Annotated in this window: 13 protein-coding genes and 1 tRNA gene; 9 read left to right on the top strand and 5 right to left on the bottom strand. The window is 53.0% G+C overall.

Annotation, left to right across the window (positions count from 1 at the left end):
• Positions 1-112: 112 nt before the first annotated feature.
• Positions 113-187: transfer RNA gene (locus FBF28_01475), tRNA-Gln, on the bottom strand.
• A 79-nt stretch (positions 188-266) separates the two neighbouring features.
• Here FBF28_01475 and FBF28_01470 point away from each other — a divergent pair.
• The 5 genes from FBF28_01470 to FBF28_01450 all read left to right on the top strand — a co-directional run bounded on the left by FBF28_01470 (position 267) and on the right by FBF28_01450 (position 4,196).
• Positions 267-740, top strand: a complete 474-nt coding sequence (locus FBF28_01470; GenBank protein ID QJU08236.1) for a hypothetical protein — start codon at positions 267-269, stop codon at positions 738-740.
• Between the two features lie 19 nt (positions 741-759).
• The gene (locus FBF28_01465; protein ID QJU08235.1) at positions 760-2,304 is read left to right on the top strand and encodes a class I SAM-dependent RNA methyltransferase; all 1,545 of its coding nucleotides are present in this window, start codon (positions 760-762) and stop codon (positions 2,302-2,304) included.
• 164 nt (positions 2,305-2,468) lie between these two features.
• Positions 2,469-2,708: a hypothetical protein gene (locus tag FBF28_01460; protein ID QJU08234.1), complete on the top strand. Its 240-nt coding sequence runs from the start codon at positions 2,469-2,471 to the stop codon at positions 2,706-2,708.
• A gap of 69 nt (positions 2,709-2,777) precedes the next feature.
• Positions 2,778-3,689, top strand: a complete 912-nt coding sequence (locus FBF28_01455; GenBank protein ID QJU08233.1) for a hypothetical protein — start codon at positions 2,778-2,780, stop codon at positions 3,687-3,689.
• Positions 3,690-4,013: 324 nt separating this feature from the next.
• A complete protein-coding gene (locus FBF28_01450) occupies positions 4,014-4,196 on the top strand; it encodes a hypothetical protein (protein ID QJU08232.1) in 183 nt (60 codons plus the stop codon).
• Positions 4,197-4,322: 126 nt separating this feature from the next.
• On the opposite strand, the gene FBF28_01445 is transcribed toward FBF28_01450, so the two are convergent.
• On the bottom strand, positions 4,323-5,342 hold the full coding sequence (locus FBF28_01445; protein ID QJU08231.1) for a hypothetical protein: 1,020 nt from the start codon (positions 5,340-5,342) through the stop codon (positions 4,323-4,325).
• Between the two features lie 23 nt (positions 5,343-5,365).
• Between FBF28_01445 and FBF28_01440 the strand changes: the two genes are divergently transcribed.
• Positions 5,366-5,971: an aminoacyl-tRNA hydrolase gene (locus tag FBF28_01440; GenBank protein ID QJU08230.1), complete on the top strand. Its 606-nt coding sequence runs from the start codon at positions 5,366-5,368 to the stop codon at positions 5,969-5,971.
• 107 nt (positions 5,972-6,078) lie between these two features.
• Here the strand turns inward: FBF28_01440 and FBF28_01435 are convergent, their stop codons facing one another.
• A complete protein-coding gene (locus FBF28_01435; protein QJU08229.1) occupies positions 6,079-7,200 on the bottom strand; it encodes a DUF475 domain-containing protein in 1,122 nt (373 codons plus the stop codon).
• Positions 7,201-7,249: 49 nt separating this feature from the next.
• On the opposite strand from FBF28_01435, the gene FBF28_01430 reads away from it, so the two are divergent.
• Together FBF28_01430 and FBF28_01425 are read left to right on the top strand one after the other, a co-directional pair.
• Positions 7,250-8,293, top strand: a complete 1,044-nt coding sequence (locus FBF28_01430) for a permease (GenBank protein ID QJU08228.1) — start codon at positions 7,250-7,252, stop codon at positions 8,291-8,293.
• Positions 8,283-9,056, top strand: a complete 774-nt coding sequence (locus FBF28_01425; protein QJU08227.1) for a TIGR03943 family protein — start codon at positions 8,283-8,285, stop codon at positions 9,054-9,056. The genes FBF28_01430 and FBF28_01425 overlap by 11 nt, the downstream gene beginning before the upstream one ends.
• Positions 9,057-9,107: 51 nt before the next feature.
• Here FBF28_01425 and FBF28_01420 read toward each other — a convergent pair whose 3' ends face one another.
• Entirely contained in the window at positions 9,108-9,878 is a 771-nt protein-coding gene (locus FBF28_01420; GenBank protein ID QJU08226.1) for a methyltransferase domain-containing protein, read from the bottom strand.
• Positions 9,879-9,945: 67 nt separating this feature from the next.
• Between FBF28_01420 and FBF28_01415 the strand changes: the two genes are divergently transcribed.
• Entirely contained in the window at positions 9,946-10,395 is a 450-nt protein-coding gene (locus FBF28_01415) for a transcriptional repressor (GenBank protein ID QJU08225.1), read from the top strand.
• 65 nt (positions 10,396-10,460) lie between these two features.
• Here FBF28_01415 and FBF28_01410 read toward each other — a convergent pair whose 3' ends face one another.
• Positions 10,461-11,444 (bottom strand): hypothetical protein, encoded by a 984-nt coding sequence (locus FBF28_01410; protein QJU08224.1) that lies wholly within the window; start codon positions 11,442-11,444, stop codon positions 10,461-10,463.
• Between the last annotated feature and the right edge of the window lie 377 nt (positions 11,445-11,821).

Raw genomic sequence — 11,821 nt, 5'->3', positions numbered from 1 at the left:
CTGAGTCTAAGCAAGATATGGACACAAAGATGAGGGATATCTACACAATAGGCCAAATCATACAAATAAACCGCCCAGCCACTCCGGACTAGACGGTCGATGTGTAATTCTATGGCTGGGCCGGAGGGATTCGAACCCCCGAATGCCAGGACCAAAACCTGGTGCCTTACCACTTGGCGACGGCCCAATACCAAGGATTAGTGTAGCATAATAATCACCTAATTACCAGCCTTGCGATCGGGCCCAAAACGCGCTACAATCGTCATATGCATAAGCAGTATGGCTTTACTATCGTCGAAATTATCATTATCATCGTGGTCATCGCGATCCTCGCTACCTTGGGCGGCCTCGTCTGGCGCAATGCCTACAACACCGCTCGCGACAACGAAACCAAGTCAAATATTTCAATGCTCAAGGAGGCGATCGAGAAATATCGTTCGGACAACGGCGAATATCCATGGCCGACGAGTGCCTGCACCATTTATAACACCGCTAATATGAAAATTTGTAATGGCGGCGAGCTCGGCGCACTCCTCATTCCACGCTACATCAAGCAGCTGCCAAAAGACCACGAAGGCCGTGATTATTGGTATCTCGCAGCCACTGACACGACCCACGCTTCCAGCGTCGTGCCGACCCGCTACGCCATAAAGGTGCCGCTCTCGGATGGCACCACCTGCCGCACTGGCCGCAATATGCAGAACGGCTGGTTTGGCGGTGTGCCAGAGTGCAACTTCTAATCTGTTATAATAACTCTTGATGAAGCGACAGAGTTTTGAGACGCTGACACTAGAGAAAATCGTTGGCGGCGGGCAAGCACTAGGGACGCTGGCCGATGGCCGCAAGTGTTTTGTATGGGGCGGACTGCCTGGCGAGACCGTCACTGTTCGCATTACCAAAAAGAAATCGCACCTTGTCGAAGCAGTTGTCGAGGAAGTAATCTCGCCAAGCCCCGACCGCATTCAGCCGCGCGACCCGGATAGTTATCTATCGACCAGCCCGTGGCAGATTATGCCGCTCGAAGTTGAGCAGACGTATAAGGCACAGTTGATTAATGATGCGTTTACACTGCATAATGTCACACTACCAGCGGCGATTGATATTTATTGCGACAATGTCGCATATGGTTATCGCAACAAAGTTGAATTTAGTTGGTATAGTGAATCGGTAGTATCCCGAGCGGTGTCCCAGAAAGAACCTGGGGCTATCTCAGGTCCCGGATTATTTTATGATGATACCCGAGGGATAGACGCGGATAGCGACCGTGAAGAATCATCTGGTGATACGCTTGACTTGGCATTTTTCCGTCGCGGCAGCAAGGGTAAGATTGTCGTCGAGGGCACAAGTTTGGCACACCCAGAAATCAACCATTTGGCGCGTGCGATCCGCGATTTACTGCGCCATAAACGCGTCGTGGCTCGCCAGCTCAAGACCCTACTCATCCGCTGCGATCAGTCGGGGAGTTGCGTGTGGCAGCTATATATCAAGGATCGCTTGTCCGAAATTATCACCGCTACTGAAGCCGCCACGCTACCAGCTCAGGGCGGGGAAGTCATCTATTCTGACCCGCGCTCCCCAGCCAGCCGCATCACCGAGCGCCTGGCACATTTCGGCGATACCAATCTGACGGACACCATTCTTGGCGTGCCATTTCGCTACGCCTGCGAAGGCTTTTTCCAGGTTAACATTCCAGTTTACGAGCAGGCGCTGCGCGATATGCGGGAATGGGTACCGTACAATAAGGCGCGCCAAGAGCGCCAGTTGGATCAGTTGGCGGCACATGACAACACCGATAGTCAACAGCGAGCAATATCTCAGAAAAAATCTGGGCAACTTTACGTGGGTCCCGGATTATTTTATGATGATATTCGAGCTGTCAAATTATCAACCCTCGACCTCTACGCTGGCGTCGGCACCATCGGCCTAACCATTGGCAGCGACAACACCACGCTGGTGGAAATCAACGAACACGCCGTCACCGAAATGCAGCGTAACATCACCGAACTTGGCCGCACCAACGCCCGCGCCATTCTCGCTCCCAGCGAACAAGCCCTCGACCACATTACAGACAAGGAAATCGTCATCGTTGACCCGCCGCGCGCCGGCCTCCATCCCGACGTTATTGCGACATTGTTGCAACAACTGCCACCGCGCATCCTCTATCTCAGCTGCAATCCCGTCACCCAAGCCCGCGACGTCGCTTTACTCCAACAGCACTACCGCATCGCTTGGCACCGTGGCTACAACTTTTTCCCGCGCACACCGCATAGTGAACACTTAGTTGTTCTTGACAAAATTTCATAATATTATTGCATTATTGACAAAAACCCTTGACGTTTTGTTCTCGTATTGATATATATCAGCCTTTCGTGCAGTTTCGCACTGGGTTCGCATTTGACTCATGCCATGTGTCAAATGTGCCGTTTGCGAGAAGGTCCATTCTCGCCCGACTCCAAAAGGAGTTTACTATGGCAACTGGACGTCCCCAAAAGGGATTGAACAGCAACAAGAACCATCACGACAGCCTGAGCCAGAGCGGCAGCCAGCGGTTCGGCTTCGGTGGTTCTCCCAGCACGTTGCCGAAGACCACTATCAGCAGCGTGCTCACCCCCAAGTCGTCGACCCCGAAGGCCGACGCTCCTAGGTCGCTGACCAACCGTAGCGACTCAGGAACCTCGAACAACAAGGCTCCGTTCAAGAGCTTCTGAGTTCGAGAAGACTCCACCCTGGCAGTACAATCTGTTGGGGCGGGGTACTCACCCTGTTACAATAAACCTATGATTCACAAGCTATATTCTGCCTACGACCTACCAGCCGACCATGACGTCTGTCATTTGTTTGAGCACTTGGTTATTCGGCGGTTCTTACGGATGGTAGAAAAGTCCGGCGGCGAACGCGCCTTTATTGGCGAATTATACGGCACGACATCCGAATCAAGCGTCTTTTTTGACGTCGCGTTCTTTACTCACGAATCAATTACGCTATTTGAAAAAGTCATCGCCGATGTAAAGCCGTTTGACTTATCCATGATTAACGAATCCGTCGCCCACATTGAAGCGGAAATGAGATCAAACGTTGTCATTTGGGATGAAAAAGAATTACGCAAACAACTGGCGCGCTGTCAAAAAGCTTTCACTAGACCCAGCTCCGCCAGACCTGACAAAGTTACCAAATCAGCCATAGACCCACCGCTGGAAATTGACTATCAGCCGGAGGATTTTATAGATATTACACTGACGATTGAAGTTTCTGATGCCAGCACTCAGGCGACTGCCGCCTTTTTCTGCATGTATCCGATACTGCTCGACCTGGTGCGCAGCGCGTGCTTTGACAGAGCGCCAGTCTATCCGTCCAGCCATAGCGAATTCACCGCCTACCATGACGGCAATTCGGTCAGCCAAACCTACACCGTTAAAAAATCTTTCGATTGGCAAAATGCAGGCAAAGCAGCGCAGAATTATTTACGAGCGTTTGACCCCACCCCGCATGCCGACCACCTAAACAACCTCGCCAAAGCCTTCAAAACTGACCCGCTCTACAACCCCGCGCCAATTTATTTTTACCAGAAAACCGCCGCGCCGCTGACAAAGCATGCGCTAGCGAAGGCCATCACCGCTGCAAATTTGCGGACGATTTTGAGAGCGGCAACGGTGACCATCTCCGCTGCGAAAGATCTAGGCGAGTCATAATTAGCGACCCGGCATAGCGCGGGGAGAGCAGAACAGCCACTCACAGAAAACACCGGCTACTATTTTCTATAAAAAGTTGTCCATGATCATACCAGGAGTGAGAAAAAATATTACACCACATTTTTGACAAAATCCATTGACATTTTGTTCTATTAGTGATATATATATCAGCTTCTAGCTCAAAGTTTTCGATAAGGGGCAGAAGTCGCCCTTTAGCTTTGAGCTTTTTATTGGAAGGAAAGCGTCATGTTTACTATCGAGATCGCATCGCCCGAAATCGGTAACATCAGGTTCGCCCTCCCTACGAACATCGGGACCGAGATAATGCTGCGTCTTTCAAAGGAGGAGCAGCAAATCATCCGAGAGAAAATTGCACAGCAACTTCAGCTACTCTGCGCTACCCAGTGCGGAGCTCTCAGCGCAGGAGCGCTGGGTATCTTCATCCTCGAGGGCATTGATGCTGCGTTGGAAGAGCAAGCAAAACTAGCGGCATCGCTACTGGGCTAGCGCCCACCGAAAATAGCTCGCCGACTGAACTCAAACTGGTTGAGATGCATCACTTGCATCTCCTGGGTTGAGATATATCCAGTTCCGGCTTGAGCTCGTTCGGTGGGCTATTTTCATTGGAATAATTTATTCAAACATCATCAGCTGCATCTGCAGCACGTCGCGCGTAATCTCATCCGCTCGCTCGCCGATGAGTACGATCTTCGCCGCTTCCTCGGGCCTGGCACTAGTTAACTGAATCTGCTGCTCGGTTGCCTCCACATGCTGGCGCGCGCCGTTGTCGTTGATGAAGCAGCCCTTCATTCGCCGCAGGCCATACGCCCTGAACAATTCCGGCCACATGTTTTCTAGTGCCGACGCCGCGATATTCATACCCGACACATCCAGCACCGCGTACGTCGGATTATCCGGCACCGCCAGTTCGCCGTCATACGTATCAAAAAACGCCAACAGCCCCGACGGCGTGATTAATTTACTGAGGTCAAACCGACCGTGCGGCGCGCTGAACACCTTGGCGTAGGGCAGAGTGTGCAATTTTTCCTCGTACTCGGCGCGCTCATTTTCACTTAGCAAATCTTCCTTGGTCACTAAAATCACGTCTGCTGCCTGCAGTTCAACCTCGTGCGCCGGCTCGACACCGTTAAGAATCTCGTGCGCCGGCTCGACACCGTTAAGAATCTCGTGCGCATCGATCACGTAAAAACTCTGCATCAGCTCATACTTATTGAAGATTTGTGCATTAATCAATTTCTCGACCAAGTTCATCGTTCGCGCCACGCCCGTCGCCTCGATAAACACTGGCGCCGGAGAATTACGACAAAAGTCCAGCAGCATCCGTGTCAGCGCATGCTTCGACGAGCAGCAGACGCAGTCGCCAGCCAACGTCGTCACCATCTCCGCCAGCCCTTCCAATCTGTAGCCGTCGACATTTTCATTGGCGTATTCATTTTCAATCACTCGCGCGCTCTTATAGTCACTTTGTTGCAATAAGAATTCCAGCACGCTGGTCTTGCCAGCGCCCAGCGAGCCGTTCACCAAATACAGCGGCACCTTGTCAACAACCGCCCGCGCTTCGTCAAACGCCGCATTAACACTAAATTCCAAATCATCATCGCGTTTCGCCATACCTCTATTATACGTCATCACAGCCAAGGTGATATACTAAGGCTATGAAAGTCATTCTGGCCCTCGGCAATCCTGGCGACAAGTACGCTTACACGCGGCATAACGCTGGCTTTTTAGTAATTGACCGGTTGGCAGCAGGGCAGAGCGCACAATTTAGCAATAAGCCCAAATTCTTTGCGGATATTGCTAAGCTAAATAATGTCAAGCTAGCCTCAACCGCTAACGCAAAGTCGCGCACCGCTAGTCCGCAGGAAAAAGTTCTCTTGGTCAAACCAACGACGTACTACAACGAAGTCGGCGTTGCCGCGCGGGCACTCATGGATTTTTATAAATTGACGCTGGATGATTTACTGGTTATTCATGACGACACTGACCTTGATTTTGGTAAAATCCGTATCCGTAAAGGCGGCCGCGACGCTGGCAGCAACGGCTTAAAATCGCTTCATGCTCACATTGGTTCTGACTTTTGGCATATTCGTATCGGTACAGACAATCTACTGCGGCGGCAAGTCTCAACCGACCGTTTTGTTATGATGAATTTTAATAGCGATGAATTAACTATTTTGAAAAATTGGGCCATCCCAACGGTGCAAACAATGATTCATGACTTTTTATCCGATCAAATTTCAGCCATAAGCGTCAAATTATAACCCCCGACATATCACTACATCATTACGCCTGCGAAATTAAAAGTGCTTATTGCAACAATGTCGCAATAGCAAACGCTCCCGTCCGAAAATAAAAATCCAAATACCAATTACCGTCGCTTCCGCGGCACAATCTTCGCCGCGCCGTGTTTCAACCGCCGCTCAGCGCTATGCAATTTCGCCGCGGCTGCTTCCTGTAAATTAATCGCTCGCGCCTCCAGCATACTGCTGCCAACCGCCAAGCTCACAAACAGCAGCCCCAAGCCGCCCGTCGCCCATTCCGGCAGCTCCAGATGAAACAACTTGGCGATCATCATCATACCCAGCGCCATGATCGCCCAGTGCGCGCCATTTTCCAGATATTTATACTTACCGAGCACGCCCGTCCGCAGCAAATACACCGTCAGTGACCGCACCCAAATCGCTCCAGCACCCAGACCCGCCACGATCAGCAGCACACTGCTGGTGATAGCAAAGGCGCCGATGACACCGTCGAAGCTAAAACTAGCGTCCAACACTTCCAGATAGAGCAGGCTAGCGAACGCCGCCCAGCCGGTCTTGACCTTGACTGATTTAACATCATCCTCGTGAAAGAATGAGCCAAATAGTTCCAGCCCGATGTGCAGTATAATCCCCAACACCGACGAGATCAGCACCAGCACCCGGTGCGGCGGCTCAACCGTGAAATACAGCACCGCCGCCACACTAAGCATCAGACACACCTTGAAATTCTCAAACCGCCCAGCCTTAGCCAGCCATGGCTCGACATGCCGCATCCAGTGCACGCGCTTGTTATAATCGATAAAATAACTGAGGCCAATCATAATCAGAAACGCGCCGCCAAAAGCATCAATCATCGGCGAGGCCTCGTGCAAAATATGGCCGTATTCCGCCGGCTTATTCAGCGCCAGATCAACCACTTCCATAAAGCCATGGCCGCTCGCCACCATAACGATGATAATCGGCAGCACGAACCGCACCACGAACACCGCCACGAAAATCCCAACTGTCAAGAAAACTTTCTGCCAGACCTGGCTCATGCCGGCCAGCACCTTGCTGTTGATCACCGCATTATCAAAACTAAACGTCACTTCCAATACCACCAAAATTGCAAACAACCACAAGCCGCTCGCGCCCAAATGTCCGAAAATCAGCCCGCCTAGCGCCAGCGTCAACAGCGCCGAAAACCAAAAAATCCGAAATGGGTGATGTGAGTGGAGCCAATGTTTCATACTGAGTTTTAGTATAGCATGCTAGGCGGGGAGTAGTATAATAGAAACTATGCCGTCACTACAGACAATATATCAGCGCGCTGGCGCCTGGTTCAAAAACCACAGCGATGCAATCCGATGGACGATCGTCGGCTTGTTTGGGATCGTTGTGATGCAGTACGGCTTACAAATTGATCTCTGGCTGATCGCGCATCCGCCGCAGACGTGGGCCGGGACACTGGCGCCGCTGGCACAAGATTTTCTGACGCTAACCTGCAGCGTCATTGTTGAGGCCACGCCATTTCTCATTATCGGTATCATCGTTTCTGCTCTCATTCGCCGCTTCCTACCGCCAGACCGATTGCTGAAAATCCTGCCCAAGCACACGCTCATTCGCCGTATTCTCCTCTCGTTCGTCGGTATCGCGCTGCCAGTCTGCGAGTGCGGCAATGTGCCAGTCGCCCGCAGCCTCCTGGCGCACGGCCTCAAGCCCGCCGACGTCATCAGCTTTCTCTTAGCCGCGCCGATCCTCAATCCGATCACCATCATCGCCACCATGACCGCCTTTAGCTTTGAGCCACGCATGGTGTGGTGGCGCATCGGCTTTGGCTTTCTGATCGTCCAGCTGACCGCTCTGATCGTCAGCTTTATTCACCCCAAACACGTCCTCCAGCCGTCATTTGCTGCCTCTTGCACCGACCGTCATCCAACAACTTTTCGCCACATTCTCGCTGATTCTCGCAACGAATTTTGGCAGCTCACCACCATGCTGGTCCTTGGCGCCATGATCGCTGCCGCCACCCAAGTCTTCGTTCCGCGCTCCATCATCAACGCCGTCGGCGGCGACATCATCCTGTCGGTCATCGCCATGATCGGCCTCGGCTTTGTCGTCTCTATCTGCTCTAGCGTCGATGCGTTTTTTGCGCTGGCTTATGCCCGTATCTTCACCAACGGCTCCGTCCTCGCCTTTCTGCTGACTGGCCCGATGATCGACATCAAGCTCATCCTCCTCATGCGAAGCACCTTCCGTCCGCGTTTTATCCTGCTGGTCATGCTCATTATTTTCAGTCTGTCGCTCGCGGCAGGGATCGGAGTCAATCTCTATGCGCGCTAAGTTCGGCCCACTGTTACGCGCTAGCGGCGGGCTACTCGCCTGTAGCTACATCATCCTCATCGCTGTTCGCGGCCAGCTCGGCTTTTACATTCATCCGCGCTACCATCTGCTCGCTGTTGTGGCGACCATGGCTGGCAGTATGTTACTAATCCTCGATATCGTTCTAGAGCTGCGCCATAACCTAGCAGGGAAGCAGCGAGCCTCCGCTGGCGTAACGACCACGGAGCGTCCAGAAAAGCCGCGGCGTAAAATCTCTCTACTTTCAATCATCACCGCCGGCATCCTCGCTCTGGCCATTGTCCTGCCACCGCGCCCGTTGTCCTCGTCCAGCGCTGCCAATCGCGCCACGTCCGGACCGACCAGCACGACCGGCCGTTGTGAAAAACCAGAGCCGCTTGATGGCAAGCCCGTTTCCATGAACCGCTGGCGTAACGCGTTTGATGACTGTCCAAACGATAGCTTTTTTGACGGTGTAACCATTGACGTCACCGGCTTTGTGGCACGCGACCCGAGTGGCTTTTACGACAACCGCTATTTTGAACTCTCACGCTTTGTTATCAGCTGCTGCGCTGTCGACAGCACCCCGATCAGCATCCTTGTCAAGACCCCAGACGCCGAGCGCTACCGCGATAATCAATGGCTACAAGTGCGCGGTCAGATCAAACGTGAACTATCCGGCAGCAAAGCCGTCTACGTCCTCACTAACCCCACCATCACCCCAACCACCGAACCAGCCAACCCATACGAATTCCTCGGCGTCTAGGTAATTTGTGATTATTGCGACAATACTCAATGGCTTCCAACACTCTCACGCCTATGCAGCCTGCTTGTACACAAAGACTGAATTAATAATGTCATCGGTCGGATGATATTCCTCCATCAGCTGCACACTCTCGAGAGCATCAGCGTCAAACCCTGGGTAGAGCAGGGTACGCACCCCATACGCCCCGCGTGCGAGTAGTCGCCCGTCTGGTTTAAGCGCTGGTCGTACATGATCAACAATTGCTTGCTTTTCCGCCAGCGTCTCGCCAGCCAGCCCCGCCACATATATCGCATCATATCGCCCCTCATCCAGCGCCACCGACTGACCAGGCCCGGTCACAAATTCACCCGGCCAATCAAGCGCCGCCGCAAGGCCGCGTGATAACTCAATCGCCTCGTCCGACGCGTCAACATGCGTAATTCGCGCCCCCGCTAGCTGATGTAGCCACCATCCCGTCAGTGGCAACGGCCCGCTACCGATCATCGCTACCTCTGAGGAGCTACATAGCTGCAGCCCAGCTCGCCCCAGCAGTTCAATCTCACGCCGCGTCAACTCTTTATAATTCTCATGATACGGAAACGCTTCTTCTAACTCTGCCCACGGATTATCCGCCCCCGCGATACGCCCCGACCAGTGTCGTTCTAGCTCTCCTTCGGCTACCGCACAGCGCCGCTGCACCTGATGGCACATATCCTCGTCACATAGCAGTGGCTCTTCACCGTGCGCCACCACCGTCTCAACTAATTCAGTAAATGCCGCATTCACTTCCTCAGAAGGTGTGAGCTGCGGCAAGCTCAGCACTCGTTCAATACATTCGTTCATAGCTCATCAGTATGGCGTATTGCATAGCTTATTGCAAATTTGTCGCAATAAGTGCTACAATTGCGACATGGATACCTTACGCGACATCTTTCGCCAAGCCGACCTTCGCCTGACCAAATCACGCTGCGAAGTCTTTACAGCACTCGAATCTATCGACGTACCACTGACCATCGCTGAAATCGCCAAGCGCTGCCCGAACACTAACCGCACCAGCATCTATCGCATCCTCGAAACCTTTCACGAGCTCCACGTCATTAACACCATCCACATCGGTTGGAAAGTCCGTTATGAGCTCGCCGAGCCATTTATCACGCATCACCACCACCTCTACTGCACCCGCTGTCATAACGCCGAACCACTGGAGACACCAGAGCTAGAGCGACTCATTGCCTTGATCGGCCGGCGCCATCACTTCCGTGTCGAGCGCCACCACTTTGAACTTGAAGGAGTGTGCCAGACCTGCATGGCAGCTGGTGATACGCAGCCTGGCTCAACCGAAACGACGAGCCAAGCCTAATCAGCCGCGGCAGCAGCTATCTCAATTCCAACGAACCACACGGTGCCCGATATCTCTCCTACAAACTATACCTCGAGCTTTGCCCGTAGCATATCCCGCTCGCGCGTCAGCATCCGGTAGCGCTTAAACGCGCTCATCAGTTCGTTGCGTGCTGTCGCGTCTAGGTCAAAAATCGCCAGCAGCACCGAATCAATTTCCTTGACCGCCCGCTGCGCCTCTGATAAATTCGCCACACCCGGCACCGTGTCGAGGTACTCCTCGCGAATCGCTTCGGTCTTTTTCTCATATAGCGCCAGCCGCTTCGCCGGGCTCTCGGCCGCTTTTTTACTCAGCCGACCCAGCGCCTTTTCGTACTCCTGCCGCGCTGCTAGCACCGTCACATAATCAATATTCAGCCCGAACAGCCGGGCCGCCAAGCCGCCGCGCTCCTGCTCAATCGCCACCATTTCTCGCTCAATTGCCGCTAAGCGCCTGGTTACCTCGCGCCGCAGTTTCTTAACCTGACGACCAGCCCGCAGCCGCTGCCAGCATCGCACCAGCCCCCGGGCCTGCTTATCCACCACAGTCACACCAACCTCACCGAGCACCGCCCGGTACAGTTCATACCTCATAAAATCTTCAACCTGCTGCCGACAGACATCAATTGGCTGCTGGGCAAACGCCAGCGTTCGTCGATACGGCTTTTTTTCTCGCCTTGACGTAAGCTGCGACCCCGCAAAGGCCAGTCGCTCCTCCTCGAGCCGCACCGGTATCATCATGGCAATCAGCTGTTGCTGCGACGACGTCTCGGCCAGCAAATCCTCCTGTAACGCTTGTTGCAACATTGTCGCATTATGCGCCGAGGTGATCGTCTCTAACCTCGGCAAACATTCGTCCCGCCACGCCGTCAACATGTCGTGCATTGTGCGCTTGCTACGATTCAGCACCCGCGCGTCTCGTCGAAATCGCCGCGGCACACGCGCCAAGACGGTGGCCGCTTGGGCTCGGAACACCAACGGGCGCTCTTGGCTTAACTTGACTAACGTATCGTGCTCAATTATCTGCGTCATATGTATTCACTATACTATTTTAGAGACAAAAAGTCAATATTATGCTCACGCATATCCACCTAACGCTTCGCTTTCCGGCAGGTCACCTCGTGCTAATTCACGCTCAATTCTCTCACATAATGCAAGATTACACCAAAAAACCCAACTAAAAAAGCGCCAGGTAAGGGTGGGCATCACCTGGCGCTTTGTTACCCTTCAACCCACCCGAGCTCCCGTCTCAGTGAAGCGTCGTGACTAAAACTCCAAAAGTCCGCGCCTGATTATAATATCAACACCATCCAGTGCTCACCTTGACAGAGGTCGCCTTCAAAAAAGGGCAGTTAAAGGGGTTAGTATGCGCGTAACGTTGAATCGCAAAAAGTGGAGGGTAAGAATAC

The organism is Candidatus Saccharibacteria bacterium oral taxon 488 (genome assembly GCA_013099195.1).
Classification (GTDB): Bacteria; Patescibacteriota; Saccharimonadia; order Saccharimonadales; family Saccharimonadaceae; genus Nanosynbacter.
Note: the sequence above shows the minus strand (reverse complement) of the source record. Positions and strands in the feature narration are given on the sequence as shown.

What these genes read in the sequence shown, in the direction of transcription:
- FBF28_01470 (QJU08236.1), top strand. Translation starts at nt 267, where the DNA reads ATGCATAAGCAGTATGGCTTTACTATCGTCGAAATTATCATTATCATC.
- FBF28_01465 (QJU08235.1), top strand. Translation starts at nt 760, where the DNA reads ATGAAGCGACAGAGTTTTGAGACGCTGACACTAGAGAAAATCGTTGGC.
- FBF28_01460 (QJU08234.1), top strand. Translation starts at nt 2,469, where the DNA reads ATGGCAACTGGACGTCCCCAAAAGGGATTGAACAGCAACAAGAACCAT.
- FBF28_01455 (QJU08233.1), top strand. Translation starts at nt 2,778, where the DNA reads ATGATTCACAAGCTATATTCTGCCTACGACCTACCAGCCGACCATGAC.
- FBF28_01450 (QJU08232.1), top strand. Translation starts at nt 4,014, where the DNA reads ATGCTGCGTCTTTCAAAGGAGGAGCAGCAAATCATCCGAGAGAAAATT.
- FBF28_01440 (QJU08230.1), top strand. Translation starts at nt 5,366, where the DNA reads ATGAAAGTCATTCTGGCCCTCGGCAATCCTGGCGACAAGTACGCTTAC.
- FBF28_01435 (QJU08229.1), bottom strand. Translation starts at nt 7,200, where the DNA reads ATGAAACATTGGCTCCACTCACATCACCCATTTCGGATTTTTTGGTTT.
- FBF28_01430 (QJU08228.1), top strand. Translation starts at nt 7,250, where the DNA reads ATGCCGTCACTACAGACAATATATCAGCGCGCTGGCGCCTGGTTCAAA.
- FBF28_01425 (QJU08227.1), top strand. Translation starts at nt 8,283, where the DNA reads ATGCGCGCTAAGTTCGGCCCACTGTTACGCGCTAGCGGCGGGCTACTC.
- FBF28_01420 (QJU08226.1), bottom strand. Translation starts at nt 9,878, where the DNA reads ATGAACGAATGTATTGAACGAGTGCTGAGCTTGCCGCAGCTCACACCT.
- FBF28_01415 (QJU08225.1), top strand. Translation starts at nt 9,946, where the DNA reads ATGGATACCTTACGCGACATCTTTCGCCAAGCCGACCTTCGCCTGACC.
- FBF28_01410 (QJU08224.1), bottom strand. Translation starts at nt 11,444, where the DNA reads ATGACGCAGATAATTGAGCACGATACGTTAGTCAAGTTAAGCCAAGAG.